The 18125-nt window shown below is 35.9% G+C and carries 19 protein-coding genes; 4 read left to right on the plus strand and 15 right to left on the minus strand.

The window, feature by feature from the left end:
• Nucleotides 1-112 precede the first annotated feature (112 nt).
• Both WH267_RS06550 and WH267_RS06555 read right to left on the minus strand, forming a co-directional pair.
• Nucleotides 113-1291: a hypothetical protein gene (locus WH267_RS06550; protein ID WP_340006711.1), complete on the minus strand. Its 1179-nt coding sequence runs from the start codon at nucleotides 1289-1291 to the stop codon at nucleotides 113-115.
• Between the two features lie 333 nt (nucleotides 1292-1624).
• Nucleotides 1625-2152 carry a hypothetical protein gene (locus tag WH267_RS06555; RefSeq protein ID WP_115968578.1) on the minus strand — a complete coding sequence of 176 codons (528 nt, stop codon included), beginning with the start codon at nucleotides 2150-2152 and terminating at the stop codon, nucleotides 1625-1627.
• Between the two features lie 211 nt (nucleotides 2153-2363).
• Between WH267_RS06555 and mnmA the strand changes: the two genes are divergently transcribed.
• On the plus strand, nucleotides 2364-3551 hold the full coding sequence (gene mnmA, locus WH267_RS06560; RefSeq protein WP_340006715.1) for a tRNA 2-thiouridine(34) synthase MnmA: 1188 nt from the start codon (nucleotides 2364-2366) through the stop codon (nucleotides 3549-3551).
• A 79-nt stretch (nucleotides 3552-3630) separates the two neighbouring features.
• Here the strand turns inward: mnmA and WH267_RS06565 are convergent, their stop codons facing one another.
• Entirely contained in the window at nucleotides 3631-3984 is a 354-nt protein-coding gene (locus WH267_RS06565; protein WP_115968581.1) for a hypothetical protein, read from the minus strand.
• Between the two features lie 29 nt (nucleotides 3985-4013).
• Nucleotides 4014-4790, minus strand: a complete 777-nt coding sequence (locus WH267_RS06570) for a glycine-rich domain-containing protein (protein WP_340006717.1) — start codon at nucleotides 4788-4790, stop codon at nucleotides 4014-4016.
• An 87-nt stretch (nucleotides 4791-4877) separates the two neighbouring features.
• Here WH267_RS06570 and WH267_RS06575 point away from each other — a divergent pair, with 87 nt between their 5' ends.
• The 3 genes from WH267_RS06575 (at nucleotide 4878) to WH267_RS06585 (ending at nucleotide 7476) form a co-directional block, all read left to right on the plus strand.
• Entirely contained in the window at nucleotides 4878-5774 is an 897-nt protein-coding gene (locus WH267_RS06575; RefSeq protein ID WP_340006718.1) for a hypothetical protein, read from the plus strand.
• A gap of 112 nt (nucleotides 5775-5886) precedes the next feature.
• On the plus strand, nucleotides 5887-6090 hold the full coding sequence (locus WH267_RS06580) for a hypothetical protein (protein ID WP_123320609.1): 204 nt from the start codon (nucleotides 5887-5889) through the stop codon (nucleotides 6088-6090).
• 159 nt (nucleotides 6091-6249) lie between these two features.
• Nucleotides 6250-7476 (plus strand): DUF6051 family protein, encoded by a 1227-nt coding sequence (locus WH267_RS06585; protein ID WP_340006721.1) that lies wholly within the window; start codon nucleotides 6250-6252, stop codon nucleotides 7474-7476.
• A gap of 70 nt (nucleotides 7477-7546) precedes the next feature.
• Here the strand turns inward: WH267_RS06585 and WH267_RS06590 are convergent, their stop codons facing one another.
• From WH267_RS06590 to WH267_RS06640, 11 genes are all read right to left on the minus strand, one after another.
• Entirely contained in the window at nucleotides 7547-8290 is a 744-nt protein-coding gene (locus WH267_RS06590; protein WP_123320280.1) for a LytR/AlgR family response regulator transcription factor, read from the minus strand.
• 60 nt (nucleotides 8291-8350) lie between these two features.
• Nucleotides 8351-8623, minus strand: a complete 273-nt coding sequence (locus WH267_RS06595) for a 2TM domain-containing protein (RefSeq protein ID WP_340006723.1) — start codon at nucleotides 8621-8623, stop codon at nucleotides 8351-8353.
• A gap of 23 nt (nucleotides 8624-8646) precedes the next feature.
• Nucleotides 8647-8937 carry a 2TM domain-containing protein gene (locus tag WH267_RS06600; protein WP_115968593.1) on the minus strand — a complete coding sequence of 97 codons (291 nt, stop codon included), beginning with the start codon at nucleotides 8935-8937 and terminating at the stop codon, nucleotides 8647-8649.
• A gap of 132 nt (nucleotides 8938-9069) precedes the next feature.
• Complete coding sequence (locus WH267_RS06605; protein WP_340006726.1) at nucleotides 9070-9639, minus strand: methyltransferase family protein; 570 nt, start codon at nucleotides 9637-9639, stop codon at nucleotides 9070-9072.
• 95 nt (nucleotides 9640-9734) lie between these two features.
• Nucleotides 9735-10043, minus strand: a complete 309-nt coding sequence (locus WH267_RS06610; RefSeq protein WP_340006727.1) for a 2TM domain-containing protein — start codon at nucleotides 10041-10043, stop codon at nucleotides 9735-9737.
• Nucleotides 10030-11361, minus strand: a complete 1332-nt coding sequence (locus tag WH267_RS06615; protein ID WP_115968599.1) for a 2TM domain-containing protein — start codon at nucleotides 11359-11361, stop codon at nucleotides 10030-10032. Before WH267_RS06615 ends, WH267_RS06610 begins: the two co-directional genes overlap by 14 nt.
• A 298-nt stretch (nucleotides 11362-11659) precedes the next feature.
• Nucleotides 11660-12319: a hypothetical protein gene (locus WH267_RS06620; RefSeq protein ID WP_115968601.1), complete on the minus strand. Its 660-nt coding sequence runs from the start codon at nucleotides 12317-12319 to the stop codon at nucleotides 11660-11662.
• Nucleotides 12320-12366: 47 nt separating this feature from the next.
• The gene (locus tag WH267_RS06625) at nucleotides 12367-14613 is read right to left on the minus strand and encodes a TonB-dependent receptor (RefSeq protein WP_115968603.1); all 2247 of its coding nucleotides are present in this window, start codon (nucleotides 14611-14613) and stop codon (nucleotides 12367-12369) included.
• A gap of 194 nt (nucleotides 14614-14807) precedes the next feature.
• A complete protein-coding gene (locus WH267_RS06630; RefSeq protein WP_340006730.1) occupies nucleotides 14808-15710 on the minus strand; it encodes an AraC family transcriptional regulator in 903 nt (300 codons plus the stop codon).
• A 377-nt stretch (nucleotides 15711-16087) separates the two neighbouring features.
• Complete coding sequence (locus tag WH267_RS06635; RefSeq protein ID WP_340006732.1) at nucleotides 16088-17311, minus strand: TCR/Tet family MFS transporter; 1224 nt, start codon at nucleotides 17309-17311, stop codon at nucleotides 16088-16090.
• A 32-nt stretch (nucleotides 17312-17343) separates the two neighbouring features.
• Nucleotides 17344-18066 (minus strand): thioesterase II family protein, encoded by a 723-nt coding sequence (locus tag WH267_RS06640; protein WP_165852158.1) that lies wholly within the window; start codon nucleotides 18064-18066, stop codon nucleotides 17344-17346.
• Nucleotides 18067-18125 lie beyond the last annotated feature (59 nt).

Below are 18125 nucleotides of genomic sequence, written 5' to 3' on the forward strand. Positions count from 1 at the left end.
ATGTATATATATACAACAGCAACATAATCAGGTTTACTGTTGCATGCAATTGAATTCCTCCAATCAGTAAAAAAGAAATAACAGAAATTATCTTAAGCCCTTTCATAGAGGTTTATTTACATGTTTTCTTAGAAGAAGGAGCTGTTCCTGGCTTAGCAGTTCCGCCAATTAACCTTGCTACAGTATTAGGAGTATCAATTCCGGCAGCATTCGTATTTACTCCTGCATACTCTAACATAGTCAGGGCAAAATCAGCACAGTTGTTAAAACCTACATCATAAATACTTGCAGAATACGCTTTAGAAGCGGCAATAATCTGTTGTAATTGGGTAGGAGAAATGGTTCCTACATTCCATGAATGCGTATAAATATGTCCGCCATCATCCCCGAATACTCCTGTTCCATATGCATTTGATGGGAATCCATATTTGGGATAAAACCCATAAGTCATCACATTATTCCCTTGCTTTATTGAAATGAATGCATGCCCTACTCCATGACCGCCATACATTTCCTCAGCATAAACCGTTAAATCAGCTGATTGAGTGATATTTAAACAGCTTAAGTAATTCTCTAAGTCTGAAATAGCAACAGTTGGTGGTGGTGGTGGTGGAAGTACAGGAGTACCACCTCCGCCGCCGCCGCCGCCACTGGAGCCACCGCTTCCGCCTCCGCCATTATTACATTGGCCATACATTTCGCACTGTCCCGGAGTTAGTATCCCCATATCATCTGAAGAGTTTGAAGGGCCAGTAATTACAACTTCTCCAACGTCAGTAACTCCACCATTTTTAGAAGCTATATTTCCTGCAGGCTTATATGCATTTTCAAAAGCTTTAACGATATCACTATATCCTTTTGATGTATTTTTTAATTTGTAAAGTCCTAATAGTGTATTTTGTTTATTAATGCTGGCATAATAAATTTCATCAATTTTTTCATTCTTGATGGTTGGAAAATACATAAAGATATCTCCCTTTTCATCTTTAATTACTTGTGAATGTAATCTGAAATTAACATATGACTCCCCAACCGGAACTTTGACATTTAACCCTGTATAATTTGTGCTATGTAATAAATCATAAGAGTAAAAGGCCTGCAGGAAATCTAAAGCATAAGCTCTCCCTAGCGATGAGCTTCCCTGAGAACTTTTGGACTGTTTCTCGTTTTCATATCGAAAAAGACTGAATTCTTTTTGCTGATCTCCCCTTTCAAGTAATTCTTCTTGTTTACAAGAGGTTACTCCTACGAATAATAGTAGGAGGTAAAATAGGTTTTTAGTTTTCTTCATATTTTTTTTAAAAAATCGGGTAAAACTAGCAAAAATAGGACGTTCACAAAGTGTTTTTTTTAAATAATTAACCACTTTGTGAATTAATAAGCACTTACATTATTGAAATTTAATCAATTGCATTTTAATTTTTTTTGCAATATTTCCCTTTAAAACGAAAAAAACCTTGATTTCACTCAACTTTTAAGCTTCTAAAATGTGAACATGAGATCATAAAAATGAATAATATTCGAAACCAGAAACAAAAAACACCCTTTTTATTTTTCATTAATCCATAAAAAACTCCGAAAAACGGAGTTCTTATTCTGATATCATTACTTTTTTAAATTTTATTTAAAGTCCCACCACAAATCCGATATTCGGGACCAAACCATTTGAAAATACGCTTGAATTTTCTTTCCAAAGTACATTATACATCAAACCGATCTGCATAAAAGAATTATTCCCGATTCTCTGCATATATCCGCCACCAAGATATAATGCATTTTCTTCCCGGTTGTATTTATAATCGTAATATTTATCTTTATAATTGATGAAGTAATGCTGGAAGTTTGCACTTAAATAAAACGAACGTGCAATATAATAATTAGCGAAGGGTCCTATTCCAAACATCGTGGATCTATAATAATCTGAGGTCTGCCAGGAAACACTTCCCACAGCTCCAGCTTCAAGATCTTCGGTAAGACGGTATCCTACTCTTGGAGACGCCTGCAGATAAAATGAACTGTTGCTTCCGAATCCAAGACCTATCCCTCCACCAAAGGTCCATTTATTGCTTTCCTGCACCGGAGCACCTATTGAAACCTGGGAAAATGCAGATCCCGAAACGATCAGCATCATGGAAATAATAAACTTTTTCATATTAAATATTTTATTTTGTTCTAAGGTAAGGTATAAATAAACACATTTTTGTCTGTTCTTACCATTCAAAAAACGTTATTAATGGTGTTTTTATATTAACATCGTTTTTATCAATGTTTAAAATTATGGTTTTTTTACGAATTTATTTAGTTGTATTTTTGCCGCGTCAAACTAAGAACTCCCGTTAAGAGTTTCGTAAAATTGAAATACAATGAAAGTAGTAGTAGGCCTCTCCGGAGGTGTAGATTCAAGTGTTACAGCATATTTGCTACAACAGCAGGGTCATGAAGTAGTGGCTTTGTTCATGAGAAACTGGAATGATGCTTCGGTAACATTAGAAGATGAATGTCCATGGATTGAGGACAGCAATGACGCCCTTATGGTGGCTCAAAAACTTGGAATTCCTTTCCAGGTAATTGATATGAGTGAACTTTATAAGGAACGTATTGTAGATTATATGTTCGATGAATATCAGAAAGGAAGAACTCCGAATCCTGATGTTTTATGTAACAGAGAAGTCAAATTCGATGTTTTTATGAAGACCGCCATGTCTTTGGGTGCTGATAAGGTGGCTACAGGACATTATGCAAGAGTAGATTCTACTGTTGATGAAAACGGAAAAGAAATCTTCCATCTTTTGGCAGGAAAGGATAATAATAAAGACCAGTCTTATTTCCTTTGCCAGCTAAGCCAGGATCAATTGTCAAAAGCTTTATTCCCTATCGGTGAACTTACCAAACCTCAGGTTAGAGAAATTGCAAAAGAAATCGGGTTGGTAACGGCTGATAAAAAGGATTCCCAGGGATTATGTTTTATTGGAAAGGTTAGCTTACCTCAGTTTCTGCAACAGCAACTGAAGCCAAACGAGGGAGAAATCGTAGAAATTTTCAAAGATTCCCCTTTATTTGCTGAAGTAGCTCCTGAGTTTTCAACCAAGGAAGAAGAACTTAGCTTCTTATCCAGAAAGATCAATTATAAAAAAGCTGACGGAAAAGTTATTGGGAAGCATCAGGGTGCTCAATTTTTCACGATCGGACAAAGTAGAGGATTAGGAATTGGTGGCCATAAAGAAAGCTGTTTCATTGTTTCCAGAGACATGGAAAACAATATTATTTTCGTAGGAGAAGGAAGCCATTTCCCAGGACTATACAAAAAGGCATTAAAAATAGACAAGTCTGAACTTCATTGGGTACGTGAGGATATGAGACTTCAAAATGGAGAATCTATGGAAGTAATGGCCAGATTCAGATACAGACAGTCTTTGCAGAAAGCTACTCTTTACCAGTTTGAAAATGATTTTTATGTTGAATTTGAAGAACCGCAATCTGCCATCGCTGAAGGACAGTTCGCTTCATGGTATATTGATGAAGAGCTGATTGGAAGTGGTGTAATTTCTTAGCAGCCAGATTATATTAACATCAATACTTAATGATATCATCAAGCCCGAAGCATTTTCTGTTTCGGGTTTGTTTTTGGAATTATTTTCTGAACTCATCTTTGGGCGGAAACGTTGTTAACAAAAGCGTTACAATCAGTTCCACAATCAAAATCATAATTAAGAATCCAACAGGTTTTCCTAATATAATTCCCCGGATCAGTTTGACAATTCCCAAACCGCCAATTAGTATTAGAAAATAAAATGTAATCTGTGAAGCTCTTTCTGCAAATAATTTTAAAATAAAAACGGAGAGGTAGAATCCAAGAACCAGGATCAGGTAGAATTTTAAAAAATCAGGTCCTTTTAGGGTAATCGGATTGAATGTTTTACATTCAGTAACAAGCCATAGACCACTTATTACAACCGGGACAGAATGGATGATTAGCTTTTTCATAATTCATTATTATTTTAAATTATTCATTTTTATCCGCCACAGCCCCCACATCCTCCACCTCCACCGCAACCACTGCCACAGCTGCTTCCACTACTGCAACTGCTCCCTCCGCTGCAACTACCACTATTTCCCCCACTATCTGAACCGGGATTTTCTTTATTTTCAACTTGAATCTCTTTAATCTGCTTAATGAAAGCTATGATTGCTCCAAAAATGATAATTCCTGCGAAGGAAAGAAATATGGAACCAATGGTAATGATCACCTCTCCAAGGCAGGAACTCAACGTTAAGATTACCATCAGGAACGGAATCCATTTCCACATTCGTGACTTACTTTTTTTATTTTCAACCGCATCCCCATTGAACCAAATATCCTGAGGAGCATCAGACTGAAAGACATCTTTATAATTTTTCAAAGTAGTTGAAAACCAATGATGATGCTTCATTTTTTCATTAAAACCTCCTTTTGAGGGATGATGATGTAAGGGCCTTTTTAAAATATCCGGGCAAAATTCTTCCCAATAATTCTGAGTGTAGATCAAATGCATATGCCAGACTTCATCTACGATTTCACTTGGGGAAGCTCCTTTGGGAAGGATACAGCAGAGGTAAACAAATTTTTTGTACTCTTCAATAGCTTTTCTGGTAAAATCCAGACTCCAGTTCTCTTCTTTTGCCAGCTTTTTCGAAAAAGGAAAATCAGCATCGGAAGCATCCAGTGAAAATCCCTGAATCCTAGTCCAAAGGGACTCATCTTTTAAAATCATTCTTGTTTCCATTGTTTTTTCTTTTGTTTTTCTACTCAAATATCAATGGATTTTAAAATATAAAAATCTTTCAAAAATCTTATTTGGTTTGATAAAAATCTTAAATTAGTCTTACAAAATCAAAGTATGAAAAAGGAAGATATTCTGCATCTTGAAAAACTGATGAATTTCTTGAGTCAGCATTTTTTAAAGAAAAACCATTGGGAAGATGTGACCAAAACCGAATGGTCTTATATCTGTGCTGAACTTAATGACCTTATCATTCAGGAGCATTCAGAAAAGGAAATAAAGAAAAAACCTGACCTTTTGGGAACCAATTATCTCTATGAACACCTGATAATTAACAAGCTGAAGAAATTCAATCAGAATGAAAATGCCCTCTTAAGCCGGCCTAATCTTGCCAAATTAAGCCAGATTGTGAAAGCTTTAGGCTATTCAAATTATATTGATTTCATCAACTCCAATACGGAGCTTTTCAATTTCAATGACCTTAAAATTGATATGGATAAAGTGAATCTGAATACAGCTCTGCTAGAACGTTTGGCAGGCTGCTGGTATTCTTATAACAGAAATCTACCGGAAAACCCTACACAGGCCAAAGAAGACCGGATCTGGCGTTCAGCGATGGAAATTTACAAGTCTGAAACTACAGGAGAATATTTTATAGAAAGGAGCGGTGGAGATCATCACAAATATTTCGGAAAGGTTACCGCTTACTCCGATTATGTTTTTATCATTATGAACAGCAATACTTTTATCCGACAAAGGCATTTTATTTCAAGGATAAAAGACAGCAAAGAAAAGCTTAAAAACCCAGACTATAAGCTTCACGAGCTCCATTTCATCAGCACCTGCATAAGTTTTAACCAGGAGCCTATTGCCTTGTTTGAAATCTTCCGGAAAGCAGACCGGAAAAATTTTATTTCCGATTCCATCAGCTTCCCCATCGACAGTGATGAAATTCCGGACTCTATTCTTAAACAACTTGAGGATACTGACTCTAACAGAATTGATTACAGGTAGAAGAGGTATGGGTTTCGGGATATGAGAATGAAGATTTTTATTTTTTTTAATTTTTCTGTAACGTTTTTTGAATTGTCATACTTACCCGGTAAATAACAATAAAAAAATCATTATGAAAACTACTACCCACAATCAGTATGCATCAGCCAACACCGTTCTGATCTTTGTTGTGTCTATGCTGTTAGGCTATAATATTTACCAGGCCATCTATCATCCGGAAAAATCTGATCTTTTTATCTGTCTGATCCTTGCAGCACTTACTTCTGTCATGGTTCAGCAATATGGAACCATTGCTGATGAAAAGAAAAAAGAATAAAGTTACGATCTATTCACCAGATCCACCCGAAGCAGAGCTGTTTCGGGTTTATTGCACGGATCTTATGCCTGGAATACATTTATCCTTTATATATCAATCCTTTACCATAATAATTACATAATTTCATAGTTCTAAATATGAACCTTCAATCATCTTGCTATGGAATATTATGAATTGTATGAAGTTTTGAAAAATCATTTTGATTCCGGAAAAGAGGTTGTGGAAATCGGAGAATTAAACGTTACTATTGAATCTATTTCTTTTGAATCCAGAGCTTCGGACCTGCTTCATGGCTCGGATAATCTGGATTGCCCTACCCATCATCAGCCCCTGAAAATTAATGAAAACGCCTATCCGGTATATGATCAACCTTCGATAGACATTAAAGATTTTGATATTGAATGCAATAAAAAATTTGAATATCATATTCTTAAAAGGGCTGATATAGAAACAGCTGACGGCTGTATCATCTTTTTCCATGGGCTTAATGAAAAGAAATGGGATAAGTACCTTCCATGGGCTTATGAATTGGCTCAGAAGACCCGTAAAGCAGTCATGCTTTTTCCTATTGCCTTTCACATGGACCGGGCGGAGGCGATCTGGAGTGACCGTCATCAGATGACAGAGATTGTAAAGTTCAGAAAGGAAAAATATCCTGAAAACACTCATTTTTCATATGTAAATGCTGCAACAAGTTCCAGATTGGAAGCGCATCCCCAGAGGATTTTCTGGTCAGGACTGCAGACTTATTCTGATATCATTGAAGTAGTAAAAGATATTAAATCCGATAAAATCAAGAGCATTGCGCAGGATGCAAGCCTTGATCTTTTTGGATATTCCATAGGCTCTTTCCTCTCTATGATCATTAAAATGACTGATCCTCATAGCTTTTTCACTCAATCCAGAGTTTTTTGTTTTTGTGGGGGCATGACTATTGACCGGATGTTTCCGATTTCGAAATACATCATGGATTCTCAGGCTACGATTAAAATGCAGGCTGTATTTACAGAATTACTAAGCTCTGATTTTAAGTTTGATCACAGGCTGAAGCATTATCAGGATGATGATCTCCACCCGCAGGAAAGCTGGTTCAAAAAGATGCTCCGTTACAATTATTTTCAAAGGGAAAGAGAGGAAAGAATTCATGAGATCCAATCCCAGATAAAGGCTTATGTATTGGAAAAAGATAGCGTTGCTCCACCTATGGAAGCCTTAAATACACTACAGGGAGGCTACAGAAATATCAATGTGGAGGTTGAAATTAAGGATTTCCCATTTGAGTATTCTCATATGGTTCCTTTTCCGCTGACTCACAAGCATAAGACTGAAATAACAGCGGCTTTTCATCAGTTCACAAAATCTGCCAGTGATTTTTATACCCGATAATCATGCTAGAAAATGGCGAGAAAGAGCTTGAAAAGAAATAATATAAGTTCCATGGTTAAGTTTTTTAGAGTTAGCTTACAAGCCAGTCTTTAAAGTCTTTGACACGGTCCCGGCTTATGGTAATTTCTTCCTGAGGCTGAAATTCAAGGTCTACTTTATAATAGGGTGAGGTATGGATATTTCTGATATAATCAGAATTGATGATAAACTGCCTGTTAACCCGAAAAAACTTTTTCTCATCCAGAATATCTTCGAGTTCATCCAAGGTAAAATCTGATGGATAAGAACGGTCTTCAGTCTGAAGATAAACGATCTTATTTTCACTGAAAAAACAACTTATTTCATGCGTCTGGACAATTTTCAGGTTATAACCAATTTTCACTAAAACCCTTGAAAGAACAGATTTTTCTTTTCTGATCAGTTGCTTGATATCCTGGGATCCAATGTCATTATTGGAGGGAATGAATGATTTAAACTTCTCTACAGCTCCTGAAAGATCTTCTTCAAGAATTGGTTTCAGCAGATAATCGATACTGTTTAATTTAAAAGCTTTTAAGGTATACTGATCAAATGCTGTCGTGTAAATAATAAAGCCTTTGGTAGGCACTTTTTCAAAGATATCGAATGACAATCCGTCTCCAAGAACAATATCTGAAAAGATCAGCTGTGGGTGCTCGTTCTCAGAAAACCAGGCTACCCCCTCTTCTACTGATTCTATTTTAGCAACAACCTCAATATCAGAGAAATGACTCAACATTCTTTCTAATTTCCTTGAAGCAGGTTTTTCATCTTCGATAATAACGGTTTTGATCATTAAGTTGATAGTTTTATTCTTAAAATTTGGCAAATAAAATTAGATAAAAAATAGTCAGGTTTAAAAATCTATTGTTTTTTTATTTTTCCCCACTTCTTTTTCTATAATTTCCTTTTCCCATTCATCATTAAAAATAAATAATGAAGTGGCTTTCATTATCAGAATCAATGCCCAGATCCCTAAAAATAAATGCCCGCCAAATATCTGGTAACGCAGTTCATCATTAAACCAATCGTCTCCTAGAATAATTAGGGATATAATGCCAAACCACATCAGGTTTTTATAAAACTTTTTTAATTGCTGAACTCTGTTGTATGCTGTATTATAATTCATGATCTATTGTTTTTTTTATGGTATTATAATGTTTTAATTTTTCCTTTCTCTTCAGCCATCAGCTCTTTTATTTTCTTTTCTTCCCAGCTTTTGCCGATTCCAAATACATTTACAGCGTGAAATGCAATTCCGATTCCCCATCCAAGCATGGGCCATAAAAACCATAAATATCCCGGAGAAGTTATAAGATTCAGAAAAGCTAAAAAGGAAATCACAATACAGTAAGAAGTAATATTCCCGTAAAATTCTTTAAGTTCTTTTACTCTTTTTGATGCTCTTTCGTAAGCAGTTGTTTCTTTATTAAAAGTTTCCATAATTGTTTTTTTTAAAGGTTGATTTGTTTTTTTCTTGATTCAAATGTATGTCGGAAAAGAGCCTCAAATCAATTTTATATTACCGAACGGTAGATTAAGCTTCCTGAATGGTAAAAAAGAACTTTTTAAACTTTAGAAAATAAATGGAATCAATTTCTTTGTATTCTTTCTGTAGGTAATGTACTCCTCACCAAACCGTTCTACAAGAGCCTGTTCTTCAATTTTAATTCTGTAAGCAAAGGCTAAAAACGGAGGTACAAAAGCAAAAACCAGGGACATCCAGTTATTAAGATAGAGCCCCAATCCAAGGGACGTCAGTAGAGAAAATGCATAAGAGGGATGTCTCAGGTATTTATAAAACCCTTCTTTTTTTATTTTGTGATCTTCTTTAATGGTAACATCTACGGTAAAATATCTCCCTAAAGATCTGATAATAATAAACCTGAAAATAATACCGATAAGAATGAAGGTCTCTCCTACATACATGATCCAGTTTCCATGAGCTATCGGCAGTGTTGATAAATTGGAAATCATTACGGCTGCGGCAATTGAAAAAGGAATGGCCAGCCAAAGAATATTAAGGGTAGATTTATCTTTGTCTTTTTTATCGTCTTTACCGGATTTCAGCATGTTTTTATAAAAAAACTCGCTTAAAAACCATGCAACCATGGACATTACATATAGGGTCTGTAAAGCAGTCATTTTGATTGATATTAGAAGGTTTATTCAAATATGAACGAAAATCATCTGTTATTTCAGCAATCTGACAGTTTGGATACTCTGTAGGTTTGCTGATCTTACAGATCTCTTTTCTCTTTTTTCATCAGCTGACGGATCTTTTTTTCTTCCCAGGTATGCAGATAGCTGTTTTTTGATAAAAAAACGACTGCTGCATGGGCTACAAGTCCGATTCCCCAGAAAGTAAACGTAAAGAAATTTTTGAACTGAAAATAGCTTTCTCCGGGTTTCAGCTGGTTATAATTGTAAAAAACAATCATTGCATTCACGGCAATATAGACAAACAGATGGGCATAAAAGCCTCTTAATTTCTCAACATATCTTTTAGCTTTCTGATATTGAATATCATTTTCGTCAAATGTTTCCATCGTTATTATTTTTTTGATTATTCATAATTTCACGAATCTTCTTTTCCTGCCAGGATTCTCCAACTCCAAACACCTGAAATGCATGAGTGGCTACCCCAATTCCCCAGCCAAATACCGGAAACCAAAACCAGTGGAATGTGCTTTTGGTAAAAAAATTAATAAAGATCAAAAAGGGAATCACAATACAGTAAGAAATCAGGTTGATATAAAAATCTTTGATCTCTTTCATTCTCTTCTGTGCTTTTTTATAAGCTTTAAGATCATTATCCGGCTGTTCACTGACAATATTGGGTTTACTGGCCAACATCGGAAGTTTTACTTTAAAATAATCTTCTGCCTTTTCTATGAAAACATTCCTTTTAGTAAGCAGAGAATAACGTTGCACAATATTAGCCAATCCTATTCCGGAGCTTTCTTTGATCTGCTCCCTTACCTGTAAATTATTCTCAATGCAAAGGATATCATTTTCTGAAAAAACTCTGATGATCAATGGCTTTGAAGAGGTGGCAAAATTGTGTTTGATACAGTTTTCCAACAATAGCTGCAGTGACAAAGGCACTACATATTTCCGGAAATCTTCTTTTTTAACATCAAAGATAAAATCAACACTGTCTTCGAATCTTGTTTTTAAAAGATCACAATAGGTTTTGGCAAATTCTATTTCATCCTCCACTGTAACCAGCTCTTTATCTTTCTGTTCAAGTACATACCGGTAAATCTTTGACATTGAAGCTGTAAACTTCTGTGCCTGATGAGGATTTTCATCAATCAGAGAACTCAGAACATTTAAAGAATTAAAAAGGAAATGAGGGTCCAGCTGGTTTTTTAAACTTTCAAACTGTGCATTGGCTGATTTTGCGATCAATTTCTGCTCCACCACTTCTTTTCTGGAAGTCTTCTTCAGTTCCTGCATAAAGCTTTTCGCATGAAGAAAGGCCGAAATAAGCAATGCTATATTGATGGTAAACCAATTGGCAAGATTATATTTCCCTGAAAAATACTCTTCTGTAGTTGCTCCTTTCTGAATCAATATAAAATTAATATAATTACAGAAATAGACTAATATAATATTAACAACAATAACGGAAACAATACTTATTACTGCTCTTTTGGAGGTTTCATCAGACCAGGGAAATCTTTTGTTGAGAAAATTATTCAAAAATCCATTTCCTCCTCCCAACACAACGGTATACAATAATGAGATGAGAATAGTAAGTCCAAAGTTTTCCAGATTTTTCTCTCCTGTAAAGGCAAAAAAGAAAAACATAGAGACGATGAATGAGATCCAAAACATTGTTATAATATCTTTACGCTTCATGATTCGTTTTCTTGATTCAAAATTAGCTTTTATTATAGGTACCAAAAACTATTTCTTACCGAAGGGTTCATTTTTATCCCTGAATGGTATATCTCAATAGAGTGTCACGGATGGCAAATTAACAATTCAATAATCAAAAAATATTACCCAATAAATTATTCATTGAAAAACAAATATTTTAATGAAAATAACCCTTCCATTTGTATAAAAACATTAAAAAGCACCTTTGCGGTAGGGTGCTTTTTCATAATTAGACTACAAGGTCTTATTTTTTGACTTATTGGGAGTCTCTATTAGATTATTTTTTATTTTCTGTTGGTAAACTCATAAAGTATTCTGCTTCTCCTCTTCCCCAATTCGGATCCAGAGACGTTTTAGGCTTATATGCATTAAATTTTGTGATTGCTTCTTTAAACATTTCTACCCCTTTGCTTTTGCTTCCTCCGTACTGCTCGGGTGTAAAATAGATATCTTCAGCTTTAATAAGGGTAATTCTCGGATTTGAAGGATCTAATTTTTCGGCTCTGCTGAGTTCTTCTGAAGCTCTTGCTCCATCTGTCATGAAACGTTGCTGCGGGTTAACCATCATTCTTAGAGAATAAGCCATCTTTTTCAACAGGTGAATCTCAGCATTATCTGCTCCGGCAAGACTTTGTGCGGTACCAAGATATTTTTCAGCCTGTGCTGCCACCCCATCCAGATCCTGAGTATTGCCGTTTCTCATCATCACTCTTCCTTTTTGGATTTGAGAAAATGCAGCATAATATGGAGGTAACCACTGCGAACTTTCTTTACTTCCTATTCTTTGGAAATCATTAGACAGTGTCTGAAAATCTTCAGGGGTTTTACAGGTTTCTATTTTTGCAATTTTTTCAGCCATTACTTTTTCATAATCTGTCTGTGCAAAAGCAGTTAAGCTCATTAAAACTAAAGCAAAACTTAAAAGGTATTTTTTCATGATATCAAATTTTAAAGTTGGTTAATTATTTATTCGAAGTTATGTTTTTATAAGTTATTATTGATGGCATCTTCTGTTTTATCGACTCCAAAACTGAAAAAGGCCCCTACAAAGACAAAAGTATTTACTGGAGGAACTACTGCTGAACTTCTTGATCCGTTGGTTGAAAAATTGTATCCGTATACATTTTTAGATCCAAGAACGTTTGAAATACTCAAAACAAAGACAGTAAATGATTTTGCATCTTTTTTTCCGATACTGGGAACATAATTAAAGCTAATATTCAAAGCATTATAATCTTTAAGCCTGCCTTCATTTCTTGTATAGTTAACAGCTTCTCCATTTTTAAGCTCTGTAGCAATATCATAGTATGGGCGACCTTTAGCATAGGTATAGGATAAATTTACGCCCAGTTTCCATTCCGGAATGAATCTTTTCACCACTGCCGAAAGTGTATGTTCTGCGGCAAAACCGGGTTTCAGACTTACGGGATAATTGATAAAATCTCTTTTTGAATCTAAAAAGGAATACGTTACCCAGTAATCTATATTTTTGAATGTCTTTTTATTGTCTCTCCAAAACAATTCCAGGCCTTTTGCATATCCGTATCCATCATTATTCAGAGCGGTCTGAATCTGTTGGTTCTGTTGTTTTCCAGGCAGAATACTATAGGTTTTAATAAGCTGATCATACTTTTTGTAAAAAGCTTCAAAACGTAGGCTTCTTCCTTCTGAGCTTTTCAAAAGCTGGAAAATATAATGCTGTGATTTTTGAAAATCAAGAGCTGCCGGCCCATTGATATACTTACTTTCCGGATTCTGGTAGAAGATTCCATAAGCTATATTGGTAGTCCATTTATCGGAAAGTCGGTATGCCAGTGCAAAACGGGGAGCTATATTACTTTTACCCAAATAAGATGAGTTTTCTGCTCTTACTCCGATTTTTGCAGACAGTGCATTGCTAAATCCCAGGTCCGTTTCTATGAATGCAGAGGAAATCAAATCCTTATAATTTTTCTGAACAGTTTCAAAGTTCAGGTTTTCATTGGTATTATTCAGTTCAAAACCACCTCTTACAGCACTGATTCTGTTGATTTTTCTTTCAAGAACCGTTTTAAAATTCACATAATTTCCATCAGTCAGCAATTTTGTGTGATTATCTTCTATCTCGTTGGTCTCTGTAGAAAAATTAAGATCTGACTGGTTATAAGAGTAAGAACCTCCTACATTCAGAAGATATTTTCCGAATTTTTGTCTGAAAGAGAGATTATGATACATCGTTTTACCTTTTAGCCTCACAAGCCCAAACTCATATTCCGGTTCCAGACTTTCTGTTTTTACACCCATTTTATTGGAGTTAAACATTCCGTAATATTTAAAAAAACCACCTGATTTTGTTTTGAATCTAAAATTAACATCTCCGTTCAGCCCCTGCGGAGCATCAATAAAGTCTGTATTAAAATGGAAAACATTCTGCATAAGACTCAGAAGAGAATAGCCCAGAGAGGCACCGTATGAATAATTTTTTTGTTCTCCCAGTTTTTGAAATCCACCGCTCAGAAAAATAGGAGAAACCCCGAAGTTATAAGAACTCTGATCTGGCAGATCAACACTTTCCAACATTAAAGCTCCTGAAAGAGCCTGACCGTACAACGCTGAATATCCACCACTTGAAAAAATATTTCCTTTAAAAAGAGAAGTATTGAACTGATCTCTTCCTGCAATTCCGGGAACAGAGTTCGAAAAGTAATTATTAATAAGACTTCCATCCATAAAAATTTTGGATTCAGAAGCTGTTCCTCCTCTGATGAAAAGACCTTCAGACTCTCCTACTTTCTGCACACCAGGGAGATAGGTTAAAGCCGATGTTATCTGTCCGTCTGCCCCGGCAGTGGTATAAATATCAAGAGGACTAAGCAAGGCCGTTGCTCTCTTTCTGTCACTGGCTTCTATAGAACCTGCAGAAACCACTACGGCATCTATTTCACTGATTTGCTCTTTAAGATCTGCATTAATTATTATATCCTGATTTTCAATACCAATCTCTTTCTCAATGTCTTCATATTTAGGATGGGTAAAAGTTATTTTATGGCTTCCTTTTTCTGAAGTTTCGAAGGAGAAATTGCCCTGCGCGTCTGTAGTCGCTCCGTCATAAGTATCTTTTAAGGTAATATTTACTTCACTTATTCCTTTATTTTTATAGGTTACCTTTCCTGATATCTTTATCTGGGAATATCCCAGGGCAAAGGTTATGAGAGCTATCAGGAAGAATATTTTATGTCCTTGTGTTTTCATGGTTATTATTTCTGGATCAAAAATACTATGACAAATGCCCTTCTGTAAAAAAAATATTACTGAAAGGCATTCTTTAGTTACTGAATGGTAAAAAATGCTGGGCGCTGGAAGAAAGGAGGCTGGAAGTTACTTTTAGTCATAATAACCAATATCCATTATCTTCATTACTTCCGGTTTAAAACATTCAGTATTAACTACTGAATGGGGATACAGAAGTCCACGATCATTTTTCCCTCCGGATGTTCTTTAAAGTTGGAATGATAGATTTCAAACGGAAACGTTCTTCTTGTAGAATAGTTATGTTCATTCATCCATAAAAACAATGATACCCAGCATTGTTCAAAATCGTTAAGGGTAACCTCACCGCTTCCTACAATAAATTTTCCAGCTTCTATAGATTCTGAAAAAACTTCCCCTGTTGGTTCTTCTGACTTTTCATCCAAAAGCATACAGGCATGAATCCTGACCTTATCGGGAGGGGTGACTTTAAAGCTGTCATGATACACAGAGATCATTTTCACCTCTTCCCGTGGAAACAGATGTTTCTTCTTTGCCCAGTCTATCAGCACATTATAAGAATGTTCTACATTTGCAATTCCAAGGCTCATTACTGCTGCCAGATTCATTTCCGGCATTTCTTTTACTTCAATTTTTAAATTCATTGCTGTCCAATTTAACAGGTTTTCAATAGTGCAAATGTATTCGCTGAAAACCGTATCAATTTGTCCGTTCTTGCTTTGTGTTTGTAAAATCTTGTGAAATGCTTTGGGAGCTGTTCTGCGAAATTCGGATGGTGGCAATCCGTAGTATTTTTTAAAGGTTTTGCTGAAAACAGAGTGATTGGAAAATCCAAGATCAAGATAGATTTCCTTAATTTCCATCTCTTTCTTTACCGCCAGAAAAAAAGCGCTTTTTTCTATTTTTTTTCTGATAATAAAATTCTGAAGGGTCTCTCCTATTATCAGCTTGAATATTCTGTGAAAATGAAACGGAGAATAGGCACTGATCTCTGCAATCTTTTCAAGAGAGAGGTCAGCGTCAAGATTTGCATCAATATATTGTATAATTTTTACAATCCGTTTTTTATATTCTTCCAAAATAAAAAGATGTAGAATCACAAAGGTATTGATCTTAAGTGCATTTCTATTGTCTATTATTGCTAAATAATGGTACTCTATAATTTTTTAGACGTAGAGTTTTCATTGCGTTTTATTTTTAGGAGGCTAAGGATGGATATCATACAACTTATTCAATGATATAATCTCACCAATAAATCATAAAAACCAAACAGATCTTTGAGATCTGTTTGGTTTGTAAACTTACTCTATTTTTTAGACGCAAAGTTTTTATCTTGATTCCGTAGACTTTAGGAGGTAAAGATCAAATCAACTCCGTTGATTTGATGAAGCGAATGGATAATCAAAGTGTTCTTTCATAGAATAAACAACTGATTATCTTTCATTTGATTGATTTTTTACTTCAATTCCTTGTCTTTTTTCATAGCTATGTATATACAAAAGCTACCAATTACGGCTAAAATAGCTCCAAAAATAAAAGGTGCACCGCTGTAAGAAACGGGAGACCGGGGAGAGGTAAAATAAGCAAATACCCATGTCATCAGCAATGGCCCGAAAATAGAGGTTAAGCTGAGAACACTGGTAAGTCCGCCCTGTAATAATCCCTGTTTATTATCCGGAACTTTCGAGGAAATCATGGCCTGAAGTATTGGGGATGCCATTCCGCCGAGGGCATAAATCGCTATGACAACAAACATCATCCAGCCTTTATTAGCAATCCCGAATAACAGCATACTCAGACAAAAGAACGCCAGGAAAATAATGACAGATTTCCTCTGCCCTAATTTATTGATAAACAGCCCAATCAAACCACCCTGAAAGACCACCATCAGCAGCCCCAAAAATCCCATTGAATAGCCTATCATATCTTCTTTCCAATTAAATTTATCCATCACATATACACTCCAGGAACTTTGTACAGAATGTCCTGCTAAAGCAATCAAAATAAAGGCAATGATAAATGCAGGGGCCAGTATTTTCTTATCCAGGCTTTTCATGACTCCAATCGGGTTGGCAGTTTTCCAGGAAAAAGGGCGGCGATTGCTTTCTGATAATGATTCCGGGAGCACAAAAAAGCCATAAACAAGATTAAGTAAGCTTAATCCGGCAGCGGCATAAAAGGGGATTCTTTCTCCATATTGTCCGAGAACTCCACCAATGAGTGGCCCAATAATCATTCCTACCCCGGCAACGGCACTCATTATTCCAAAATATTGTCCTCTTTTTTCAGGGGTACTGACGTCTGAGATGTACGCTGCTGCTGTTGTCATACTGGAACCCATAATTCCATTGATGACCCTTCCTACAAACAGCCATGCAATATCAGGTGCCAGCGCAAGAATGAGATAATCAATTCCAAGTCCTAATAATGAGCATAAAAGTACGGGTCTGCGTCCATATCTATCGCTTAGCCCTCCTAAAACCGGTGCAAACAGAAACTGCATTAAAGCATATACGGATATAAACCAGCCGATATACTGAGCCGTAATACTTATGTTGTCTGCGTTGGACAGTTTTGTAATCAGGGTAGGCAATACCGGCCCGATAATTCCTATTCCAATAATATCAATCAGGACTGTGATATAGATAAAGGTTAGCGCGTGTTCTTTTTTTCCAGGCATAGATTTGCTTTATGGGTGAGTATGATATTTTATCATTTAGCTGTTGCAGTATTCATAAGATTTTTAATGACCTGCGACAGATAGTTGAAATTCTGATTGATAAAGAAATGGTTTCCGTTAACAATCTGGCATTCACATTCTGCTTCTGTGTAGTTGGCCCAGTTTCTTATATTCAGTGCATATTTTTCACTTTTCCCCATTATGGCATAAATGGGTGTCTGTATTTTTATATCAGGAATCTGATTGCTTTTGTTCTCCAAAAGTCCAAAATCACTTCTCAATACTGGCTCAAAAAAGTCTAATAATTCCTCATATTGCATTACCTCATCGGAAATCCCACCCAGTTTTCTTACTTCTGCAAAGAATTCGGTTTTGGGAAGGTCTGCAATAGGAGGTGTATTTTTTATTCCGGGGCCCGGATACCCTGTAGCAACAAAATGTACGGGAGCATCACTCTCTTTTTCCATCGCATGACAAATTTCCAGCCCCAATATCGCTCCCATACTGTGGCCATAGATCAAATACGGAACATCTTTCTGTCTTACCCGTTGTATCTGTTCCAATACATCAGCAATGGCTTCCTGTTTATTTTTTAAAGGAGGCTCTGCCATCCGGTCACCTCTTCCCGGAAGTTCCGGAGTTTCTACCTGAAAATGGGATTGCAGCCCTTCTATTAAAGGGCGGAAGGAATTCCTGTCTCCGCCGGCATAGTGCAATAAAAATATCTGTGGTTTTGATGATCTTGTTCTGTTCATGGGTTTTCCTTTTATGGTTCTACATAAAAGCATGGGAGAAAATGATCTCCCATGCTGTT

This window comes from Chryseobacterium sp. MYb328 (assembly GCF_037572595.1).
Classification (GTDB): Bacteria; Bacteroidota; Bacteroidia; order Flavobacteriales; family Weeksellaceae; genus Chryseobacterium; species Chryseobacterium pennae.

Bases quoted from the DNA above. Each gene is read 5' to 3' on its own strand.
- WH267_RS06550 (WP_340006711.1), bottom strand. From the start codon at position 1,291: ATGAAGAAAACTAAAAACCTATTTTACCTCCTACTATTATTCGTAGGA.
- WH267_RS06555 (WP_115968578.1), bottom strand. From the start codon at position 2,152: ATGAAAAAGTTTATTATTTCCATGATGCTGATCGTTTCGGGATCTGCA.
- mnmA (WP_340006715.1), top strand. From the start codon at position 2,364: ATGAAAGTAGTAGTAGGCCTCTCCGGAGGTGTAGATTCAAGTGTTACA.
- WH267_RS06565 (WP_115968581.1), bottom strand. From the start codon at position 3,984: ATGAAAAAGCTAATCATCCATTCTGTCCCGGTTGTAATAAGTGGTCTA.
- WH267_RS06575 (WP_340006718.1), top strand. From the start codon at position 4,878: ATGAAAAAGGAAGATATTCTGCATCTTGAAAAACTGATGAATTTCTTG.
- WH267_RS06580 (WP_123320609.1), top strand. From the start codon at position 5,887: ATGAAAACTACTACCCACAATCAGTATGCATCAGCCAACACCGTTCTG.
- WH267_RS06585 (WP_340006721.1), top strand. From the start codon at position 6,250: ATGGAATATTATGAATTGTATGAAGTTTTGAAAAATCATTTTGATTCC.
- WH267_RS06590 (WP_123320280.1), bottom strand. From the start codon at position 8,290: ATGATCAAAACCGTTATTATCGAAGATGAAAAACCTGCTTCAAGGAAA.
- WH267_RS06595 (WP_340006723.1), bottom strand. From the start codon at position 8,623: ATGAATTATAATACAGCATACAACAGAGTTCAGCAATTAAAAAAGTTT.
- WH267_RS06600 (WP_115968593.1), bottom strand. From the start codon at position 8,937: ATGGAAACTTTTAATAAAGAAACAACTGCTTACGAAAGAGCATCAAAA.
- WH267_RS06605 (WP_340006726.1), bottom strand. From the start codon at position 9,639: ATGACTGCTTTACAGACCCTATATGTAATGTCCATGGTTGCATGGTTT.
- WH267_RS06610 (WP_340006727.1), bottom strand. From the start codon at position 10,043: ATGGAAACATTTGACGAAAATGATATTCAATATCAGAAAGCTAAAAGA.
- WH267_RS06615 (WP_115968599.1), bottom strand. From the start codon at position 11,361: ATGAAGCGTAAAGATATTATAACAATGTTTTGGATCTCATTCATCGTC.
- WH267_RS06620 (WP_115968601.1), bottom strand. From the start codon at position 12,319: ATGAAAAAATACCTTTTAAGTTTTGCTTTAGTTTTAATGAGCTTAACT.
- WH267_RS06625 (WP_115968603.1), bottom strand. From the start codon at position 14,613: ATGAAAACACAAGGACATAAAATATTCTTCCTGATAGCTCTCATAACC.
- WH267_RS06635 (WP_340006732.1), bottom strand. From the start codon at position 17,311: ATGCCTGGAAAAAAAGAACACGCGCTAACCTTTATCTATATCACAGTC.
- WH267_RS06640 (WP_165852158.1), bottom strand. From the start codon at position 18,066: ATGAACAGAACAAGATCATCAAAACCACAGATATTTTTATTGCACTAT.